This is a genomic window from Bacillus sp. V3-13 (assembly GCF_002860165.1).
Classification (GTDB): domain Bacteria; phylum Bacillota; class Bacilli; order Bacillales; family Cytobacillaceae; genus Bacillus_BJ.
In genome coordinates this window covers 87,154-108,766 of the sequence record NZ_PGUZ01000044.1, presented here as the reverse complement: position 1 = coordinate 108,766, position 21,613 = coordinate 87,154, and the positions used below count along the sequence as shown (strand labels likewise).

Annotated in this window: 18 protein-coding genes and 2 pseudogenes; 16 read left to right on the top strand and 4 right to left on the bottom strand. The window is 39.2% G+C overall.

The window, feature by feature from the left end; genetic code table 11:
• The first annotated feature begins 78 nt into the window (after window positions 1-78).
• Genes CU633_RS16695 through CU633_RS16685 form a run of 3 tightly spaced genes read left to right on the top strand, consistent with a single transcriptional unit; the run spans window position 79 to window position 3,545 of the window.
• Window positions 79-2,058 (top strand): ABC transporter permease, encoded by a 1,980-nt coding sequence (locus tag CU633_RS16695; protein WP_101661718.1) that lies wholly within the window; start codon window positions 79-81, stop codon window positions 2,056-2,058.
• 1 nt (window position 2,059) lies between these two features.
• Window positions 2,060-2,926 (top strand): ATP-binding cassette domain-containing protein, encoded by an 867-nt coding sequence (locus CU633_RS16690; RefSeq protein WP_101661717.1) that lies wholly within the window; start codon window positions 2,060-2,062, stop codon window positions 2,924-2,926.
• Complete coding sequence (locus tag CU633_RS16685; RefSeq protein WP_101661716.1) at window positions 2,919-3,545, top strand: hypothetical protein; 627 nt, start codon at window positions 2,919-2,921, stop codon at window positions 3,543-3,545. The genes CU633_RS16690 and CU633_RS16685 overlap by 8 nt, the downstream gene beginning before the upstream one ends.
• Window positions 3,546-4,142: 597 nt before the next feature.
• Here CU633_RS16685 and CU633_RS23745 read toward each other — a convergent pair.
• Entirely contained in the window at window positions 4,143-5,090 is a 948-nt protein-coding gene (locus CU633_RS23745; protein ID WP_441296857.1) for a sigma-54 interaction domain-containing protein, read from the bottom strand.
• Window positions 5,091-5,405: 315 nt separating this feature from the next.
• Window positions 5,406-6,341 (bottom strand): annotated as a pseudogene (locus CU633_RS23740) (transporter substrate-binding protein); the annotation flags it as partial.
• 380 nt (window positions 6,342-6,721) lie between these two features.
• Here CU633_RS23740 and CU633_RS16675 point away from each other — a divergent pair.
• The 4 genes from CU633_RS16675 to CU633_RS16660 all read left to right on the top strand — a co-directional run bounded on the left by CU633_RS16675 (window position 6,722) and on the right by CU633_RS16660 (window position 11,238).
• The gene (locus CU633_RS16675) at window positions 6,722-7,771 is read left to right on the top strand and encodes an aliphatic amidase (RefSeq protein WP_101661714.1); all 1,050 of its coding nucleotides are present in this window, start codon (window positions 6,722-6,724) and stop codon (window positions 7,769-7,771) included.
• Between the two features lie 74 nt (window positions 7,772-7,845).
• Window positions 7,846-8,952 carry an AAA family ATPase gene (locus CU633_RS16670; protein WP_101661713.1) on the top strand — a complete coding sequence of 369 codons (1,107 nt, stop codon included), beginning with the start codon at window positions 7,846-7,848 and terminating at the stop codon, window positions 8,950-8,952.
• Between the two features lie 150 nt (window positions 8,953-9,102).
• Window positions 9,103-9,726: an AmiS/UreI family transporter gene (locus tag CU633_RS16665; protein ID WP_101661712.1), complete on the top strand. Its 624-nt coding sequence runs from the start codon at window positions 9,103-9,105 to the stop codon at window positions 9,724-9,726.
• A 393-nt stretch (window positions 9,727-10,119) separates the two neighbouring features.
• Window positions 10,120-11,238 carry a mandelate racemase/muconate lactonizing enzyme family protein gene (locus CU633_RS16660; RefSeq protein ID WP_101661711.1) on the top strand — a complete coding sequence of 373 codons (1,119 nt, stop codon included), beginning with the start codon at window positions 10,120-10,122 and terminating at the stop codon, window positions 11,236-11,238.
• 85 nt (window positions 11,239-11,323) lie between these two features.
• Here the strand turns inward: CU633_RS16660 and CU633_RS16655 are convergent, their stop codons facing one another.
• Entirely contained in the window at window positions 11,324-11,533 is a 210-nt protein-coding gene (locus tag CU633_RS16655) for a hypothetical protein (protein ID WP_101661710.1), read from the bottom strand.
• Window positions 11,534-11,956: 423 nt separating this feature from the next.
• Here CU633_RS16655 and nikA point away from each other — a divergent pair, with 423 nt between their 5' ends.
• The 8 genes and pseudogenes from nikA to CU633_RS16610 form a co-directional block, all read left to right on the top strand.
• The gene (gene nikA, locus CU633_RS16650) at window positions 11,957-13,495 is read left to right on the top strand and encodes a nickel ABC transporter substrate-binding protein (protein WP_101661709.1); all 1,539 of its coding nucleotides are present in this window, start codon (window positions 11,957-11,959) and stop codon (window positions 13,493-13,495) included.
• Window positions 13,492-14,433, top strand: coding sequence for a nickel ABC transporter permease (gene nikB, locus CU633_RS16645; protein WP_101661708.1), 942 nt, complete (start codon window positions 13,492-13,494; stop codon window positions 14,431-14,433). Before nikA ends, nikB begins: the two co-directional genes overlap by 4 nt.
• Before the next feature lie 41 nt (window positions 14,434-14,474).
• Complete coding sequence (gene nikC, locus CU633_RS16640) at window positions 14,475-15,266, top strand: nickel transporter permease (RefSeq protein ID WP_101661731.1); 792 nt, start codon at window positions 14,475-14,477, stop codon at window positions 15,264-15,266.
• The gene (locus CU633_RS16635) at window positions 15,263-16,084 is read left to right on the top strand and encodes an ABC transporter ATP-binding protein (RefSeq protein WP_101661707.1); all 822 of its coding nucleotides are present in this window, start codon (window positions 15,263-15,265) and stop codon (window positions 16,082-16,084) included. Before nikC ends, CU633_RS16635 begins: the two co-directional genes overlap by 4 nt.
• Window positions 16,084-16,884, top strand: coding sequence for an ABC transporter ATP-binding protein (locus CU633_RS16630; protein WP_257958909.1), 801 nt, complete (start codon window positions 16,084-16,086; stop codon window positions 16,882-16,884). Before CU633_RS16635 ends, CU633_RS16630 begins: the two co-directional genes overlap by 1 nt.
• 12 nt (window positions 16,885-16,896) lie before the next feature.
• Window positions 16,897-18,210 carry an MATE family efflux transporter gene (locus CU633_RS16625; protein ID WP_101661706.1) on the top strand — a complete coding sequence of 438 codons (1,314 nt, stop codon included), beginning with the start codon at window positions 16,897-16,899 and terminating at the stop codon, window positions 18,208-18,210.
• 1 nt (window position 18,211) lies between these two features.
• Window positions 18,212-19,033 (top strand): nicotianamine synthase family protein, encoded by an 822-nt coding sequence (locus CU633_RS16620; RefSeq protein WP_101661705.1) that lies wholly within the window; start codon window positions 18,212-18,214, stop codon window positions 19,031-19,033.
• 239 nt (window positions 19,034-19,272) lie between these two features.
• Window positions 19,273-19,896 (top strand): annotated as a pseudogene (locus CU633_RS16610) (GMC family oxidoreductase); the annotation flags it as partial.
• Window positions 19,897-20,069: 173 nt separating this feature from the next.
• Here the strand turns inward: CU633_RS16610 and CU633_RS16605 are convergent.
• Window positions 20,070-20,348: a DUF2188 domain-containing protein gene (locus CU633_RS16605; RefSeq protein WP_101661704.1), complete on the bottom strand. Its 279-nt coding sequence runs from the start codon at window positions 20,346-20,348 to the stop codon at window positions 20,070-20,072.
• Between the two features lie 405 nt (window positions 20,349-20,753).
• On the opposite strand from CU633_RS16605, the gene CU633_RS16600 reads away from it, so the two are divergent.
• Complete coding sequence (locus CU633_RS16600) at window positions 20,754-21,473, top strand: YebC/PmpR family DNA-binding transcriptional regulator (RefSeq protein WP_101661703.1); 720 nt, start codon at window positions 20,754-20,756, stop codon at window positions 21,471-21,473.
• Window positions 21,474-21,613: the final 140 nt, after the last annotated feature.

Genomic DNA, 21,613 nt, shown 5'->3' with positions numbered 1-21,613 from the left:
GTACGGATATAAATTTCCAAATATTATATGGTGGGATATCTTGTCTTTTGAAGTACTTAATGGAATGGGTGAAGTGAATTGCGCTGGAAATTCCTTTTTTTCTTTTATATTAAAAGGATGGGTAAAAGTAAACTGTACATTGGGGCAAGTGTACTGTTCTTTCTTTTGTTAATCACCAGGTTTATCTTGTTCTTCTCAAGTCCATTTGATTATGAAGCGTACGGGCAGCTCCCAAGTGAACTGGCAATGATTGTACAAATGGTGTCGCTGTTTTACATGGTTTTCTTCTATCGTATTCTGTCAAATGAACTTCTTTACGGAGTGCAGTCTTTCTTTGTTGATGGCTATCAAATTATGCTGGAAAAAATCAGTGCAATGCTAGCGGCTCATTCTTTATTTCAAGGCATTATCGTAATCGTTACATATATGATGTATTCAGTGACTTATTTTATCGTTGGAATTGAGCCTTCGGGATTTTATTTTTCATTGTTTCGATTTTTATTGATCTATGTGTTTTCACCCTTGATTATTAGCATGCTTTTTGGCTTGATTATGGCCATGCTCTTTGGAACAAAAAAAATTAGTTTTTTTGGCATTTTGTTAGTATGGATTGCAACCGGTGGTATGACTACGGAATTATTTATTGATTTCTTTAGTACCGTTCATGCGAATGAATGGCAGTCTTTACTTTTCATCGGGATGAATACTCCCATGCATGTATATAAACCCTATATTGGCTTCGATGTACATTGGGGAAATGAGCTGAAGCTAATCACGTGGTTTCTTATTATTGCCGCAATTATCTTGCTTGTTTCACTTCGTTGGACACATAGAAAAAGGGAGCGAAATATCGTTATCAAAGTGCTGCTGGCGATGTTCTTTCTCTCTGTCTTTTCATCCTATGGTGTCGTGGAAGTAAGTACCAAAGCTTTTAGCAGAGCGGACCAAATCACTGAAACAAATTACTATATGAATATGGATGATACTGAAGCAGATCTGAATTATGAGATTGAGTCATATACCATAAAAATGGAAGAAAAACAGGTAACGGTGAAGGTGGATTTTTCCCGCATGGATACTATGAATCCAACCTTTCAACTATACCATGCTTACCCCATTCAACAGATTAAATCTGGAAATAAAAAGGTTGAATTTGAGCGTAGTGGAGATATCGTTAAGGTTGGATTGCCAACGCGTACTTCGTCACTCACCTTTTATTACGAAATAGTTGATACAAACTTTGTACCGTATACAAATGGCAGGACCGCATTGCTCGCAGATATAGCATGGTATCCCAAAAAGCGAGCATCACACATGTATGTCAAGAACGACTTTAGAGAGCGGTGGATTGATCTAACTGAACGATTCTTACCCGAAGAAAGCTATTTATTCACGCTGGAAGTGAATAAGGTGTTGTTCACAAATTTGCCAAGGAACGGAGATGTGTACAGCGGGAAGGCACAAGCTGTAACACTTATAAAAGGGCAAGGGAATCAGCTAACATATGGAAATTACCACATTACATATCCAGCCGATTGGCCAAAAATGGAAGATAGAATAGCAACGGTGATATCGCAACTAGAAACTACATTGAAAGAAATACAACTGTTCGCGCCTGCGACAATCCAGTCTTTACCTACAGCAATTGTGTTCTCAAGTTTCGGACCCTCTTCCTTCATGGTGAATGATCACTTAATATACAACACTGGGGGATATATGGAAGCTATAGATTCGCATGGTGTTACAAAAGATTTCCAAGAAAAAACTCTTCAGCTTACCGTGCAAAGAAAGGGAACGTATCAGATGCACAACGAATGGATAAATATGAGTAATCAATATATTCGACAAAAGTTGGATTGGGCAATTGATCTCCCAGGAAGAAGCGTGGATTCATTTGCCTTGCCACAGGCAGAACAGGAAACAATTGAGTTCATTTACAATAACTTTTATCAATTAAACCAGGATCAACAACAACAGTTTCTACGAGATTGGTATGAGAAAATGGACGAAACATGGACATGGGATCAAGTGCTTGAACTGGTAAAGGGGTGGAGTTAGATTGGAGATTCAGGTTCAGGGGTTAACAAAGATAATCAAAAAGCAACGAATTTTATCCAATGTGACACTTTCTTTATCAGGGGTCTACGGACTTTTAGGACCAAATGGCGCCGGCAAGACGACTTTAATGAAAATATTGGCGAGTTTATCTGACTTTAATGCAGGCAGTGTATACATTGACGATAAGCAGATAAGCACAACAACTTACGTAAAACGAACAGATCAAATAGGGTATCTGCCCCAGGACTTTATGATTTATCCGGAGCTCAAGATGTACGAGGTGCTTGAGCACATCGCTATTCTTCAAGCGCGGAAGCCGTTGAGTTCGTACCACGACCAAATTAAAAAAGTCGTTGACCAGGTTAATTTATCCGACCATCTATATAAAAAGATGCGTGAATTATCCGGCGGAATGAGACGGCGTGTAGGCATAGCGCAGCTTTTACTGCGCGAGCCTTCTATCCTCCTTTTTGACGAACCAACCGCGGGGCTGGATATTGAGGAACGTGTACGCTTTCGCAACTTATTGAAGCAATTAGGGAAGCGCCACACCGTTATCATCTCCTCTCATATTGTCGAGGATATTGAATTTCTTTGCACAAAAATCGGCATTATTAAAAATGGAGAGGTGCTATTTGAAGGTGGACCTGAAGAGTTAAAGCAAAAAGCTGCACATTGCACATATGAAATTAACGTTCCGATTGATGAGTTAGATGAAGTGATTGCCACAAGAGAAGTTGTCCAGATGAACGAGGAATTGTCCCATATTGTCGTGCGTGTGCTATCCGATGAGCCAATCGGCCACCCAGTCAGACCACGCTTAATGGATGGGTATTTAGCACTTCTAAAAGAGGCTGCCTATGACTAAGCTCATTCATTTATTCACATTTGATATTAAACTGCTCCGCTATTTATACAGTTTTCCGTTTGTGGCCTACGCACTATGCGTCTTTCTAATGCTGTTCTTTGAAGCAAGATCTGACGATCCTTTTATGCCGTATATCGTTGTACAGGGCATTGCCGTGCCGATGGCCGGTTGGCATTTGGTTTTCCTGTACAGCAGCCTTTATGAAGAAGGAGCAAAGGAGACCTTAATCGTTTATTATCGGAAGGTACTCATGATCGATATTTTGCGCTACACTTTATTACACGCGTTATTTATTTCGCTGCTGGTACGTCTAACTTATACGATGAATGGACCAGATTTCTTCACAAGTACTATCATTGTTCATCTTATCCTGCTGTTTATCTTCTATCAAATAGTTGGCATCGCCATTTTAAGTGCCGCAAATAGTTTGGATATTACGTTAGCGATTATAGCGACCTATACTTTTATGGAAGTAGTGACACAGGGCACCTTTATGCCATGGCCGCATTTGTTTTTATTTAAAGAACCCATCGGTGACATATGGCTTCAACTTACCTTCTTTTTCTTAACAGCAGGCATTTTATTATCTGCATTCCAATTATGGCGAAAATTTAAATGAGTAGGAAAATAACCTTTTATTAGACGCAGTCCAGTTGTCTACTTTACTCTTAGTAAATGTTTATTGCCCCATTTCAAAAGCTGCACTAAGCCACAGGTGTTGTTCAGCAGAACGATGTCGCTTTTATGCATTTGTATGGAAAAAGTGGATTAATTGTAGGATTTCTCAAAAAAACTCAAAATCATAAAGGCAGTGACGGAGTACGTTTTAGTTCGCAGATCATTTGGAGTTGCTTAGGCAGCTCCATTCTCATTTCACTAGAGTCCAGCATGTCTCAGAAGCAAGAATGTATAAAAATAAGGACCAGACTAAGTATGTGACAATTTTTTGGATATCTAGCGAGAAAAACGAAATGAACGTCTCATATGAAAATGTGCTTTGTTAAAATTCTTAACAAGACAAAACGCAAGGTGAGCCACTGATGAAATACTAAGAACAGGGGGCAAACACGCTCGAACAAACATGGTGTTACATTAGTTATAAATGCTCTGCTTTAAAATACAGTCTGGTAGTTGACATTTATGAAACTCCTATATTATACAAGAGTCTTTGCCCCCTCTTATAATCTGCCTGCCAGTATGCGATTTTATGTTTTTATCATGAGGATTTAGTATTAATATCAAACTCTTTTAGTTTTCGGTAGAGTGTACTTCTTGAAATTCCGAGTTTTTTAGAGGCTTCGGTTAGGGTTGATGTAAGGTTTACGGCGGTGATAATCGATTGTTTCGTCGATTCACTCAGCGATAACTCCGTTGATGATGCATGAGAACTATTTTGTACGGACAGTTCGTCTGGGAGATGCCAAGGTTCAATTGAATCTTCAGGAAAGGCCAGCAAGAAACTGCGCTCCATCATGTTTCGGAGCTCCCGAACATTTCCGGGCCAGGAATAGGATAAAAGTATCTCAGCGGCTTTATCACTGATCCGTTTTGGTCCATTCTTATATTCTTCCTGGAATTGAGCAAGAAATTTTTGTACTAATTCTAAAATGTCCTCCCGCCTGTCACGAAGCGCTGGAATTTGAATTGACAGCACATTCAGCCGAAAATATAAGTCAGAGCGGAACGATCCGTTAAAAGCTATTTCTTCTTTCAAACTTTTGTTGGTAGCAGCGATAATCCGGACATCGATGGCCCGCTCTTTCGTATCCCCGATTCTGGTAATCTTACGCTGTTCAATCGTTCGCAGCAAAGCAGCCTGTTGTTCGATTGGCATATCGCCAATTTCATCCAAGAATAATGTGCCACCCTGTGCCATTTCAAACTTTCCGATTTTTCCGCCCTTTCTTGCCCCTGTAAAAGCTCCGTCTACATAGCCGAATAATTCACTTGCAATCAAATTTTCCGGTAATGCTGCTGTGTTGACAGCAACAAACGGTTTTTGCGCCCGGGAACTTTGCGAATGTATCGCACAGGCAAGGACTTCCTTCCCCACGCCAGTTTCACCGAGAATAAGCACATTTGCATTACATCGTGCAGCAACCTCTGCTATCTTTAATTGTTTTTGAAACGCAGCATTTCTTGTTACAACAGAGGAAAATGCCATTTTTTCACCTTGAACCTGTCGTCCTTCGTTTTGTTTTTTTCGAAGTACAATCAATTCGAAACATGATTCAATATATTCTCTGATGATTGTAAAAGAATATTTTAATTCGCTTAATTTATTGTCATTTATTATTTCACCAGGCTCGATCTTAAGAAGATCACAAGCCTTTTGGTTTGCATAGACGACTTGTCCAGTTTGGGAAATAAGAAGAACCGGCTCGTCTGAAATTTTCCCCCACTCCAGAATCATTGCTTGCCAGTCGACTTTTGTTGGTTGTTTGCTCATTCCGTCTGTTTCCTCTAGAAAAAATGGGCAGGCTTTAATGGTGTCTTTCGAGTCCCATATAATTGTAAACTGTCCATTTATGCTAATACGGCCAATCCGGATTTTTCTGCTTAAATGATGATGGTCCGCATCTATACAGATAGTACCCTCTGGCGTTTCATACATTTTTCCTGATAAATAATCAAGAAGTGTTTGGTAATATGTGCTTCCCGTTTCTGTGATCGACTCCAGCAAAAGCCTTACGCCGATGTACGTGTTGAACATAACAGAGGAGATGACAGTGTCGCACCCAATAAATTTCTTGAACTGATCCACAAATCGAATGTTATCCTCTGAATCGATGGATTGAAAGTAACCGCCACACGCATAATGGCCTGCCATAAAGGTTTCTCCAATTGCTTTGATTTCCGACTCTTTTGTAATCGGACTAAAAACCGGCATTTTTTCCGCTGAAAAGCCCGCCTCATATAAGGCGCGATAAAAAGGAATCTGGCTTTCTCCGACGACCGTGGATAATACCACATCCGGAGCGGTTGTCTTCAGTTCATCAATAATAAATGAAAAATTTGTATGGCCCAATGGGAGGTGATGCTCTCCGACGACGAATCCATTCTTTTTACTTAGAAGATGGTGAACTTGCTGATTTGTATAATGAGGATAAATGTAGTCACTGCCAACCAAGAAGATCTTCTTTCCAAAGTGACGGATAATGTAGTTCAGCATCGTTTCGATTTGTTGATTCGGAACTTCTCCGGTATAAAGTACATTTTTATCGGTTTCTTTTCCTTCATAAAGTGCGGGGTACATTAACAAACAATCATGTTGTTTTAACAGGGGCAGAATCGCTTTTCTGCAGGCGGATGAATAACATCCGGCAAATATCCGGATCCCCCTTGCAATCAACTTTTTAATTTCATGGACAGCAATATTTGGATCTGACTTGATGTCTTTCGCTACGAACTCGAATTTAACACGGTTACCACTCTTTTTTTTTAAACTCTTCTAAAGCAAATTTTGCAATCTGGTATTGGCCTTTTTCCGTTATTGAAGTAGTACCAGTTAAAGAAAATAATAATCCGATTTGTACAATCACCAATTTACCTCCTTTTTTTGTTTCAAAATGAATCACCCGTACTAAATTGAAACAAGTGCCTTCAAATAACATGGGATTCTAAATGGGTTGTATAAATCTCCGAATTTTCTGAATAAATTGTAACAGAATAAAACAAGCCTTTCAAATCTCTCTTATAAAAGCATATTTCATGGGTAATACAAGTTGGCATGGATCTTGCATTAATATTGGTGTGTTGAATATACACAAAATTTTATGAAAAGGGGAATCTTTTATGAGACACGGTGATATTACAAGTACGAATGATACTGTGGGTGTAGCTGTTGTGAATTACAAAATGCCCCGGTTGCACACGAAAGCGGAGGTGCTGAACAACTGTCATAACATTGCGGATATGATTGCCGGTATGAAAATGGGTCTACCTGGTTTGGATTTAGTGGTCTTCCCTGAATACAGTACAATGGGCATCATGTATGATCCGGAAGAAATGTACACAACCGCAACTACGATCCCTGGGGAAGAAACAGAGATTTTCGCTCAAGCGTGTCGAAAATCTAATGTATGGGGCGTTTTTTCCTTAACAGGTGAACAACATGAAGACCACCCGAATAAAACTCCATATAACACATTAATTCTGATGAATAACAAAGGCGAAATTGTTCAAAAGTACCGTAAAATTTTGCCTTGGAACCCAATCGAGCCATGGTACCCAGGTAATTCAACACATGTCGTAGAAGGTCCTAAAGGATTGAACATCAGCTTAATTATCTGCGATGACGGCAATTACCCTGAAATATGGCGAGACTGCGCGATGAAGGGTGCCGAATTGATTGTCCGTTGTCAGGGCTATATGTACCCATCGAAGGAACAACAAGTAATGGTAGCGAAAACGATGGCTTGGATGAATACATCTTATGTAGCTGTTGCAAATGCTACCGGTTTTGATGGTGTGTACTCCTACTTTGGCCACTCTTCAATTATTGGGTTTGATGGTGGCACTCTTGGAGCCTGCGGAACTGAAGAAAATGGGATACAATATGCGGAATTGTCCGTCTCGCAAATTAGAGACGCAAGAGCCAACTGGCAATCTCAAAACCATCTGTTTAAGTTGCTGCACAGAGGGTACACCGGAATCCTGCAATCAGGTGAAGGAGATAAAGGTATTGCTGATTGCCCATTTGACTTCTACCGGACATGGGTTTTGGATGCAAGGAAAGCACAAGAAAATGTCGAACAAATCACACGAAAAACGATTGGGACAGCCCAATGCCCAATCGAGGGAATCCCACATGAAGGAAAGGAAAAGGAAGCAGGCATTCGTTAACTGGCATCCACTTTACGAGCCAGATGGGACTTGCTGTCTGGCTCTACTAAAAGTGATTTTAGGAGGTGCAACGAATGCCTTACATTACTGATCGATTGCAATCTTTAAACGGTGCCGAGGGAAGTAAGAAAGAAGATTCCCTTCATAATCTGTCCGTATCACCCGAGCGAAAACTTCAAACCAGATTTCGTTTTGATGTAGATGAGATTGTAAGCGCATTGAGGGAAAGAATATTCGGGCAAGATGAGGCGATAGCGCTCGTGGAAAATATTTTGCGCATTACCTGGTCCGACATTTCGGAACAAAACCGCCCTCGTTTTATTTCGTTGTTGGTTGGCCCTACAGGTGTTGGCAAAACAGCAATTGTTGAACTATTGGCTGAAGTTATGCACGGCGACAAAGACCAATATAACAGAATCGATATGAATACACTGGCACAAGAACATTACGCTGCCGCTTTTTCAGGAGCTCCACCCGGCTATGCCGGCAGTAAAGAAGGAGCAACAATCTTTGATAAAAGTAAAGTCGAGGGAACTTTTGGAAAGCCCGGGATTGTCCTGTTTGATGAGGTGGAAAAAGCAGATCAGGCTGTAGTTCAAGCCTTATTAAACGTTTTTGACAACGGGATTTTACGTTTAACATCAGGTGAGACTGAAATTAATTTTCGCAATTCGATCATTTTCATGACAAGCAATATTGGTTCAAGGACAGTTTTTGAGTTTGGGGAGCCTAATTTTAAAGCCAGGGTCAAGCGGCTGTTTTATTCGATGAAGTACGGCTCTGATTCATTAAAGAAAGTTGTCAATCGACAATTGGAAAAACATTTTGCCCCGGAATTCTTGAACCGAATTGATGAAACGATTATTTATCAATGGTTGGATAAAGAAGCATTGGGGAAAATGATTGAACTGCTAATAAATGATTTAAATAAGCGGCTGCAAAAACACCGTTGCCGGGTTGGATTAGAGAAAGGAGCCAAGGAGTGGTTAATCAAAAAAGGATTTAACCGCCAATACGGAGCTCGGGAATTGAAACGTGTCTTTAGAAAACAAGTAGAAATTCAATTAGCGAGGGAGCTGCATTCACTAACGTTAGGAGAAAATGAAGTTGAATTTATTCTTAGAAAATCAGCAGATCAGCTCACAATAGAAAAGAAGCTGATAAAGGGTTTCAGTAGCTAGGATTCAGCTGAGGGAAAAAGCGGTGGAGCAATGCAAATGAAAAATTTATGTCACAGGAGGTGTATATGATCTCTTTTAAAATGCAGACGTACGATTCATTTTGTGTAGCTCCGCTCTTTTTCTTTCATCTATAAAAAAGAGGTGTGAAGTATGTCCAGTGTTGGTTTGCTGTATGTCGGCGCGGTACTTTTTGTTAATGGCTTGATGTTGCTTGGGAAAGTTGAAGGAAAAAGTGCAGGTGTATTCAACTTATTTGTGGGCGCGTTGCAGGTGATTGCTCCGATGTATGTCATTATTTCCAATCCTCATGATTCATGGACAATCTTGCAAGCTTCTGGAACTTTTTTGTTTGGCTTCACATACCTGTATGTTGGTATTAACAATTTATGCGATCTAAATGCAACGGGTTTCGGGTGGTACTCGTTATGGGTTTCGATCATGGCTGTCGGATATTCAATGGTAACCTTTATTCATTTTAATGACTACAAATTTGGAATCATCTGGCTAATGTGGTCATTCCTTTGGTTTTTATTTTTTCGATTACTTGCACTGAATAAAGACATTGGCCGCTTTACAGGATGGGTAACTATGATTCAATCCTGGTTCACCGCTACCCTTCCTGCATTTTTGTCTTTAATCGGAGTATGGACTGAACTGAGTGCCATTGTCATTGCTGTTGCAACAGCTGCAGTTGTTGCCAGCATTGTCATATTGTACTTTTCAACAAAGACTTTTAAGAAAAAGCATGCTTCCCTTGATGTTTCTGCGACCTGAGAGATTGAGTGAAAACTGACTGGTATTTATCAGCCGGTTCTTATTTAAATGCGGGACTAACTCCACCATTTTTAGAGCTTGTTTTTTAATTAATTGGTCGACAATTATATCAAAAGAGGGTATCCCAAAACCTGGCTGTTGGAGCACCCTCTTTTTCTTTAAAGTTGTTTGTGTACAAAGGTATGGACTGATTATAATTAGAAAACCATGTATGGCCTGAATGGTGTAACTTTGGGATTTTGTTTTTTTTGAAAGAATGAAACCGGTATGGGAGACAAATATTAAGAAAGTTAATACGAAAATTAAGGAAACATCTAAAACCGAAAATATGCCAGCAAGGCATAATGTTATCATCTAAAAAGATATAACAAATTCAAAGCAGGTGGATCATCAATGCAAATTAAAAAAATCGAGACTTTTCCGTTGCTTTACAAAGTTTCTCAACCATATGGCGATGCAAACGGGTATAAGAATTATAGAACCTGCTATTTAATACGGATCATTACAGAGTCAGGCATAGATGGTTGGGGAGAATGCATTGATTGGCTGCCTGCATTGCATCTCGGATTTAAAGAGCGAATCACTCCTTATTTAATCGGAAAGTCTGTTTATCATCGTCTGCAGCTAGTCAATACGATAAAGAAGTGGCATCAACGGGCAGCAACGGCCGTCAGCATGGCTTTAACGGAAATTGCAGCTAAAAGCGCAAACCTATCTGTGTGTGAGCTGTGGGGAGGAAGCTATCGAGACAGTGTACCAGTTTATGCCTCTTTCCAATCGTATACCGACAGGAAGGATTGGCTCAATCAATCATTAAAAAATATTGAAAAAACAATCGCACAAGGTTTTAACAAAATAAAAGTAAAGATAGGTGGAAGGACGCTACAGGAAGACGAATCTCATATTAATTCGCTGCAGGACATGATTGAGGGAAAATTGCCGATCATCATGGATGCAAACCAAAGTTATGATGTGGCAACTGCGCGTAAGTGGGAGCGTCATTTTTCCAAATGGTTAAATGTGCTTTGGTTTGAAGAGCCACTGCCTTTGGATAACATGGAGGAGCTGAAACTGCTGCGCACAGTCCTCTCAGTGCCGGTTGGCGGTGGAGAAAATATGAAGGGTGCGAAGCAATTTGTGCCTTTTTTATGTGAAAATGCGTTAGACATTATTCAACCAGATATCATGCACACAAATGGAATCGATGATTTCCGCGATACGTTACAGCTCGCCCGGAATTTTGGAATGAGGGTGTCTCCCCATGCCTACGACGGGGCGTTATCAAGGCTGTATGCTATATTCGGTCAAGCATGTTTATCTCCGTCTAATAAAATGGATGAAACAGATATTGAGCCCGTAGAGTGGGATGTGATGGAAAATGTATTTTCGGGACTTATCAATATACAGCCCATCCATGGAATGGTACAAATCCCCAGCGGAATAGGCATTGGTGTGAACATCAATCAGGACTTAATAAACAGATATCTGTGGGATGGATCCTCTTACTGGTAAGTTTGAAATAAAAAAACACCTATCCATGACTGGATCAGGTGAATTACTCTTTTCGTCACTAAATTTTGATTACACAGTTTAGCGATCAATCCCGCTGATGTTTGCCTTTTAGTGAAGCTGTTGCACCCCGATGTCCTTCTTCTTTTCTAAAACCTTTATCCAGCCTCCCGGCATTTTCAATATCACCTGAAGCTTCGTAGCCGGCAATTTCTGTATTGGAAGTAGTTCCGTACAAACCCATGCCACCCAATTCAACATTGATTTTTTCCTGGACGTCATCTCTTTCTTTATCCACTTTTTTCACCTCCTAAGGATAATGTAACCAATAAGTAAATGATTTAAAAAAATAGCGGCAAAAATTTTTTGAATTCGTCATCCTTTCATGATTTTGTTCGTAAACATAAATTATTTATGACACCTTCGAACTAAAATTCTCCTTAATTATCAAAACAAATGGTAAAAAAATGAAAGAGGTGTAGTGAACCGGTCAAAAATGATATTTTTTTCCCATTTAAATTTAAATTATAATGATTTATCATGGTTGAGTAGTGGTTATAAATCGTAATTATTACGATTTAAAAAAGTAATGGAAGGAGCTGAAATAGAAGGGACTGCCTTAACACAATTTTTTATTATATCCAATTGTCAAACACATGTTTATTATTATTCTGTTTTATACAATTTAAATCGTAATCATTTTGATTTACGGAGGGGCCTCATGTCAAAAAAGAAATTGCGAATTGCATTAGTGGTGAATATTTTTGTCATAGTTCTATCTGCATGTTCATCTGCAAGTGTGATGGAAGGAAAGAAAGTTAAAAATAATAAGCAAGAATTAACGTTCCTCTCGAACTTCCCGAGTGAAACATTAGACCCGCATTTAAATTACACTCCAGTCAGGGCAGGGGTAACAGAAACCCTTGTTAAGATAAACGAGGAATTAGAATTAGAACCGTGGCTTGCAGAAGCATGGAAAACTGAGGATAACGGACAATCATGGGTGTTTAGAATTAGAGACAATGTGACTTTTCAAAATGGGAAAAAGGTGGATGCAGAAGCTGTTAAAGCCTCTTTAGAGAGAAACATAAAAATTAGCGAAGCTATTAAGAATTCTCTAAAAATCAAGTCATTAACTGCTGAAGGACAAATCTTAACTATAAAAACCGAACAGCCCTTGCCACATTTGCCTTCTGAACTGGTCCATCCCAATACAGCTATCATTGACATAAGTGAATCTAATTTTGACCAAAAACCGATTGGAACGGGACCATTTCAGGTTGTTTCATTTGATCCAAATAGCAAATTGGAATTAGAGAGATATGACGCATATTGGGATGGGCGAGCAAGGCTTGATCGTGCAATTTTAACTTTTAATGAAGATGCAAATGCCCGCACATTGGCTCTGCAATCAGGGGATGCAGATATTGTTTATCGTCCAGCCATTGAGAGCATTGAATCTTTAAAAAGCGATAAAACAATCGTTACGGATGTGGTTCCAAGCTTGCGAACTCATCTCCTAATGTACAACACTTCCAAAGAATCATTAGCTGATCAGAATGTTAGAAAAGCTTTTGACGCGTTGATTGATCGAAAAGAAGTGGTAGAAAGCATAATGGCAGGTCAAGCGACAATCGCAGCAGGACCATTCTTGTCAGATTTTCCTTTTGCCCCTGTCTTTGAAGAAGAGCCGCTTGGCTTACATATCGCAAAAAAGCATCTGGAAGCGGCAGGATACGAAATTGAAAATGGAAAGGCAAACAAGGATGGTAAACCTCTTTCGCTTAACTTACTAACTTATTCATACCGACCAGAACTTCCTTTAATAGCGCAACTCCTGCAATCTAATGCAAAGAAACTTGGTATTACCATCAATATTCAACAAGTAGATAACATTGATGAATATTTAGCGAAAAATGAAAATTGGGATCTGGCTACCTACAGCATGATTACTTCCCCTAGAGGGGATGCAAGTTTCTTCCTTAATTCAGCTTATATGCCCGGTGGTGCCATTAATCCCGGTCAAATTAAGAATGATAAGCTTATCAACCTTATAACTGAATTAAATCGTACAGTGGAAGAAGAGAAAAGGAACGAAATAGCCAAAAAAGCGATTATCTCTATTGATAAGGAAACACTTCATTCATTCCTCGTTCATCCTAACAATTTTGTAGCATACAAAGATTATGTGGACGGCTGGACAACAAGTAAAAGTGAATATTATGCCTTGACTAAAGAGTTAGGTGTGAGGAAAAAGTGAAACATTTAGGCAAACGATTGCTAGAACTCGTCTTGTTTCTATTGTTGCTTTCTTTCATAAGCTTCGTTTTTATGAAACTGGCTCCGGGTGATCCTGTCAGGTACGTACTTAACATAGATGATATTGCAATATCGGAAGAACAAATAGAGGAACTGCGCAATGAATTCGGATTTAATGACCCAATATATATACAATATTGGAGGTGGCTACAGAATTTCTTTACATTCGATCTAGGTTATTCCTATATGACCAATCAGCCTGTATTAGTTGAACTGGCGGAAAGGTTTCCAGCAACTCTTACTCTCACCTTCACTTCTCTAATTGTGATGGTACTAATCGCTGGTCCGATAGGGATTTTTGCAGCATTACATAAAAATAAATGGATAGATCATATCAGCAGGTTACTGGCTTTATTAGGTGCTTCCCTACCCAGCTTTTGGTTAGGGCTGCTCTTTATCCAACTATTTTCTGTTAAGTTCGGGATTTTTCCATCAATGGGGAGAGGGACATTTAGTCACCTGATTCTTCCTTCCTTAACATTAGGACTCGGGATGTCTGCGGTGTATGTTAGATTATTACGTTCAAGTTTATTGGAGAGTTTAGGGCAAGACTTCATACGATCAGCGAAAGCTCGGGGGCTGAGCAGAAAAAGGATACTTTTTTTTCATGCACTTCGCCACAGTCTTGCTCCAGTAATCACGATTTTTGGTGTAAGTCTGGGAAGTTTGCTGGGAGGAACAGTAATTATTGAAGTTTTGTTCGCTTACCCGGGAATTGGAGAGTTAGTAGTGGAGGCCATTGTTCGAAGAGATTATCCCATTATACAGGGCTACATTCTGTTTATGGGTATGTTTGTTGTCATAATTAACCTAATAGTAGATCTTTCTTATCGATATCTTAATCCGGAAATTAGATTTAAGGAGGCAGACCACAGTTGAAACAAATAACAACATCTATCCTTCCTACATTTAAATTTGGAATGATATTATTGTCTCTGTTTATAACGTTCTTAATTCTGGCACCGTTTTTAGCCCCCTACGACCCGACAAATGTCGATACGGGCGAAAGATTGAAGCCAATTAGTTTAGAACATATATTAGGGACGGACCATCTGGGGAGAGATGTCTTTTCTCGCATTTTAGTAGGGGTACATACAACTGTGGGAACAAGTATGCTTGTTTGTGTAATCTCGTTATCTATTGGAGTACCAATTGGGATTCTGTCTGGTTATGTTGGTGGAAAAATGGATCGGTTCTTCATGAAAATGGTTGATGCTTTTATGGCTTTTCCGGACTATATTACAGCTATAGTATTAAGTGGGTTGTTAGGACCGGGAATGTTAAATCTAGTATTCGCAATTATAGTTGTAAAATGGGTTGGTTATGCTAGATTAGCTAGAAGTACAGTCCTGTCCCTAAAACATAGAGATTATATTACGATGGGAAAAATTAATGGACTCGGCTCTTTTGACATTTTTCGAAGACACATGATTCCACACGTAATAGGAAATGTGATGGTTTTGGCCACCCTGGACATTGGTAAAATCATTCTTATGATTGCATCGCTTTCCTATATTGGTCTAGGCGCACAACCACCGACTCCTGAATGGGGGGCTATGCTGAACGAAGGGAAAGCATTTTTTTATAATGCGCCTCATTTAATGATCATCCCGGGACTGTTCATTATGTTTGTAGTCCTAATTGCAAATTTGATAGGAGATTATATAAGAGACCATTTTGATGTTAAATATCAAAAAGGAGAGGTTTCATGAATATCTTGACGATAAAAGACCTGTCGGTAAAACATCGGGATAGCACGATTTTAGACCAAGTTAATCTTACGGTTCAAGAGGGAGAGTGGCTGGCCTTGGTGGGAGAGAGCGGAAGCGGGAAAAGTGTAATGGCGTCCGCCATTGGCGGTCTGTTACCACCTGAATTAATGGTTTTATCGGGGCGGATATTTTTGGATGATCAAGAGATTACCAGATTTTCAGATAAAGAATTTCAAAAGATACGGGGGAAGGAGATTGCCTACATCTTTCAGGATTATCAAGGGGCTTTTACACCTTTTATGACAATTGGCAAACAATTTGACGAAATGCTGAAGACGCACACTGGTATGTCCAAGAATGAAAGAAAACAATGTTCCTTACTATCACTCCAAAAAGTACGTCTTTCTGAAGAACGGGTATACAAAAGCTATCCTTTTCAGCTGAGTGGGGGACAGCTCCAAAGAGCAGCCATTGCGATGGCCACTATATTAAAACCCAAATTATTGATTGCAGACGAACCAACCACTGCTCTGGATAGTTTGACTGCAGCAAAGGTACTTGAACTCATTGCTGATTTAACAAAACAAACAAAAAGTGCTGTTTTATTTATAACACATGATCTACGGCATGTACGTAAATACGCCAGTAATCTGGCGATTATCCTCCGGGGAGAAATTGTTGAATTCGGAGATAAAAAGACAATTATCAAAGAACCGCAACATTTGTATACAAAACAGCTGTTTTCCGCTGTACCTGCATTAAGGGAAACGCCAGCCCGTCTGTTACCGAATAATGTAAAACAGGAGGCAACTTATTAATGGGCGGTGGAGTCATGGGTTTAGCCGGGGAAACGGTTTTAAAAGCTCGAAACATTACTAAACAATTTGCAAGTGGGATTACTGCAGTGAATAAGGTGTCTTTACAGATAAACAGAGGGGAATGCATCGGGTTGGCAGGGGAGAGCGGAAGCGGCAAAAGTACGTTAGCTAGGTGCCTGCTAATTCTGGAAAACATAGATCAAGGTGAGATTTGGTTTAATGATAAACCATTACATCTATTAAAAAAAGAACATATGAGAATAGTTAGAAAAGACATGCAGGCAGTTTTTCAAAATCCTGCCGCCTCTTTAAATCCCAAATTAAAGATTATCGACTCATTGATGGAGCCTTTGGATTTTCAAAGAGAAGTTCAACCTTCTTTTTTAACAGGAATACGTAATAACAGAAGGAAAGTTGCGGAGTATCTCTTGAACATGGTTAATATTCCATCCAAATACTTATCTTACTACCCACATGAGTTAAGCGGAGGCCAAAAACAGAGGGTTATTATCGCAAGGGCTATAAGTGTAGAACCTTCCCTTATTATTTTAGATGAGCCAACAGCTAGTTTAGATGTATCAATACAAGCACACATTTTAAATTTATTAAAAGATTTACAAGAAAAACTAGGTCTTTCTTATTTGTTCATTTCCCACGATCTTGCTGCTGTCAATTTTATGAGCCAACATATTATGGTAATGAAACAAGGAAACATTATCGATCAATGCCGGAAGGAGGAATTGTTTTTAAATGAAAGACATTTCTATACGAAAGAATTACTTAACATCTTTGATTCATAAGGAGGAAGTTTAGTGAATCACCGTTCTTATCTAGCATTAGCCATTCCGTTAGTCATTTCGACTATTACTACACCGATATTGGGTTTTGTGGACATGGCTGTTGTTGGACAGTTACCAGATCCTGCTTATATAGGTGGAGTCGCTGTAGGGACAATCATATTTAATACAATGTATTGGTTATTTGGCTTTTTGCGTGTAAGCACTTCAGCATTTGCTGCTCAAGCATTTGGGGCGAATAATGTAAAAGAAGGAGTACTCGTTCTAACAAGGCCAGTTGCAGTCGCTTTAATTGTTGGAATAATGTTTGTGTTATTACAGCAGCCAATTGAGTTATTGGCATTATCATTTATTAATCCTTCAGCAGATGTAAGAAGCTTTGCATCCGATTACTTTTCGATCAGAATCTGGGGTGCCCCTTTTACTTTAATGAATTTTGTTATTTTAGGATGGTTAATGGGCTTGTCCCGAATAATAGTGTCTTTGTACCTTCAAATTTTTTTAAATCTGGTAAATATAGTGCTTGATGTGATTTTTGTAAAAGTTTTTCATTGGGGGGTATCTGGAGTAGCCGTAGCCACATTGATTGCTGAAATATCAACTTTTAGTCTGGGTATATTGCTTGTTTTAAGAGCATCACCTTATAAGATATCCTTTCCATCCCTAAAAGATATCATTGACCCTGTGCCTTTAAGGAAAATGCTGTTGATAAATAGAGATTTGCTCATACGAACCGTATGCCTGCTTATTGTCTTTAATGTATTTACAGCTAAGAGTGCTTCATTTGGAACAGAGGTGCTAGCAGCAAATGCAATTCTTATTCAAGTGCATTATATTTTGGCTTATGTCTTTGATGGCTTCGCAAATGCGTCAAGTATCTTTGTAGGACAAGCAGTAGGTTCAAAAAATGAGTCTTTGTATAAGAAAGCATTTTCACTTTCATGCCAGTGGGCCGCGATCTCTTCAATATTAATTTCGGGGACGTATTGGTTATTGAAGGGTTACATTTTTCCCTTATTCACTCAAATTGATAGCGTCCTTGAGGTAACTAAATCCTATGAATTATGGGTTATGTTATTTCCACTTACCGCGGGTCTTGGTTTAATTCTTTATGGTGTCTTTACTGGGGCAGCAAATGCAGCACCAATTCGAAATTCAATGATTTACTCACTAATTGTTTTTTTGTTGAGTTTATATGTTCTGGTACCCAGTCTTTTAAATCATGGTTTATGGTTCGCCTTTATATTATTCAGTCTAGCCCGTTCATTATGTTTAGCAATGTATATTCCAAAGCTAAATCAAACAATTTTTTCAAAAAGGAGTGCATAGGTTGAAAACATTAGAATTAGCTAAGCTACAGGAAAAGATAATTAGTCAGTATAAAGAGGCATTTAGTATTTTAATAGCGGAACAGGATTTATCACCCTATAATAAAACAATTAACCGGACCTTATCTGAATTAGTCGCTACTGTTTCTCAACCTTTACAACAATCTGTAGCAGAAGAAATCCTTAATCATGATGATATTAAATCCATTAGAAATCAAATGCTGGAAAAATTGATGATTGCTGAAACCTTAATGGAAAATTATTATGCTAATAGATTTAGTGGAAAGGTAGAATCTGTCCTTGATTTTAGTTCATTCATTTATTGGAGTAACTATGTAGAACTCATTAAAACTGAAATAAGACAGTTAAAAAAGATCAAAACCCAGTTTAACTCGTTCGCATTCGTAGGAACTGGTCCTCTACCTTTAAGTCCGATACTATTGGAAAAAGAGTTGGACGCAGAAATGACTTGTATAGATATTGACAGACAAGCATATAAATTAGGAAAGGGGATCGTACAAAATTTATATCCTGGCAGGGAGTCAAGCTATATTTTAAGGGATGGAGCCTCATATGATTATAATCACCATGATCTTGTTTGGATTGCCAGTCTCGTTCCAAATAAAGAGAAGGTTCTAAAAAGAGTATATGATACAAATCCAGATGCCCTAGTGGCGATTCGTTCAGTAGATGGTATACATCAATTATTGTATGAATCAGTTGATGCAACAAAATTTCAAACTGTAAACTGTCAAGAGGTTGGCAGGACTATTGCAAACTCTTCCATCATAAATTCTACAATATTCTATATACATAAAAAATAAAACGTAATGATACCTATTATCAAGTCTTTCTTTACCAATACTTTAATTCTTTGGAGGAATCTTTGCTATTTAAAATAAAGTAATCAAAACGGTAAAAAGCGCATGAACATTCATGCGCCTACTCCGCTATTGCTCAGAAATATCTCTTTGCCATGCCTTCCACTATTTCTTCTCTGATAGCCATGCCGCTACGTTTTCTGCTTTGTCACCTTCAATGATATCGGCAGGCATTCCACCGCCGCCTTCTTCAATCTTCAAAACTTGGAATACCATATGACCCAAATACCGGAACGGGTGTTATTGGGAAGAACTATTGTTATCAGATCCTTCCGGGTGCCCAGGGCTTTTTCGATGAGCAATTTAACACATTTATGGGGGCAGGGGCGCTGGGTGCGACAATTGATGATTTTAATGGTGATAATTTTAACCACTCAAATTTGGATTTCATCCACGGCGGTTCCATTTCGCTAAACCAATCAGGGAAACGGCCGATACAAACCAACCCGGTTCCGGCGGATACGCCGCGCTGGGGAAAAGAATTCAAGAAGCAATCGATCAAATATTATACGAGAACGCTGGATATCGGAACCCAGGGCGCTTCAATGCCTACGCAAATGAACTATCTTGATCTTGACCCTGCCTATAGAGATGCATATGGAAATCCACTCTTGCTGTTGACGTATGATTTTACCCGGCAGGACCATAATCTTTACAAACATTTAGGAGAAGTATGTGAAAATATAATGAAGGAAATGGGCGCAAAAATTACGAATGCGCGCGGTCCAAAGGAACATTATGATATTGTTCCATATCAAACAACACATAACACCGGTGGCGTGATTATGGGAGCGGAGCCGGAAACTTTATAAGAGGGGAGAAGGGAACGAACGGAGAATGAGGAATTACCTTTTTGGGCAGTAAAAGAAGCTCAATACAAGTAAATTCTTAGAATGATATTGCGAACAGGTGTATAGATAAAAAAATAGAACAAAAAGCGGTGATATTTACCGCTTTTTCAGCCTGTTTTTTCATATTCTCACTGAAAATTGTGTTGTTCCTCGATCTTTCCGTCTTCGTCGTGAATGATTGCCATTGTACCCGCTTCTTTTGCCATTTGTTTGGCTTCCCTCACGGCTTGCGACTTTGAGTCCGCAGTATAGTCAGGCTCGTCCTGCCCCTCAGCTTTGACAGCCCAACCTCCCTCATCATCAGGCACCACATGGAATCTTGCTTCATCAGTACCAGCCCGGTCTTTAAAATACTGATTACGTTCACTATTAATGTCCTTGGAGTTGTGATTATCGTTCTGTGGCATGGGAAAACCTCCTCTTTTTTTCATTTGTAGATACGTACTATAACTTTACCCGCTCAACTAGCACGAAAACATGATATTCCTGGGAGTAATGAAGGAAAGGTTATGAAACCACCTGTGATTGTTCTTTTTTTAGAGATTATGATTACTTCTGCCGTATTCGGTTTGCTGACAGCTTCATCCGTATAATGGACAATAAAGAAGCGGATTGCACAAATACATGAAACCATCTGTTTTTTAAGCTCGAAAAAAAATATGCAGTTAATGTATAATATAGTATAGTTGCAGTGCTGCTCTCTAAACGTTTTTGTTTTGTAGTGACATGTCGTCTTATAGTTATCTGAAAAAGAGTTGCATTGAGCAGCTTATATTTTATGCAGATTCAAAAGTTGAAAGCGAGTGTTCAGTATGGGCCGTAAGTGGAACAATATTAAAGAAAAAAAGGCGTCAAAAGATGCAAATACGAGTCGTGTATATGCAAAGTTTGGGCGCGAAATATATGTGGCGGCAAAGCAGGGTGAACCGGATCCGGAATCAAATCAGGCTTTAAAAGTCGTCCTTGAGCGCGCGAAAACGTACAGTGTACCCAAAACGATTATTGACCGTGCGATTGAAAAAGCGAAAGGCGGTTCAGAAGAAAGCTATGATGAGCTTCGCTATGAAGGCTTCGGACCAAATGGATCAATGGTCATCGTAGATGCATTGACGAATAACGTGAACCGTACCGCATCAGAAGTGCGTGCCGCATTTGGTAAAAACGGCGGTAATATGGGAGTCAGCGGATCTGTGGCATATATGTTTGATGCAACGGCTGTCATCGGTGTTGAAGGTAAAACAGCTGATGAAGTGCTTGAGATATTAATGGAAGCAGATGTAGACGTACGTGACATCATCGAAGAAGATGACGCGGTTATTGTTTATGCTGAACCTGAACAATTCCATGCGGTACAAGAAGCATTCAAGAATGTTGGTATAACTGATTTTACAGTGGCCGAGCTGACGATGCTTGCACAAAATGACGTAACACTTCCAGAAGACGCACAGGCCAAATTTGAGAAAATGATTGATGCATTAGAAGATTTAGAAGATGTTCGACAAGTGTACCATAATGTGGATCTTGGCGAATAATACATGAAAGCAGACCTTTGCAGGTCTGCTTATTTAGATTATCTATTGAAAAGACTTATTGTGTACTCACGCAAAGTCTTTTTTTATTTTTGGCTAACTGAACCATGCTAATAGTTCCTATTGTTGAACTTCAATTTCTA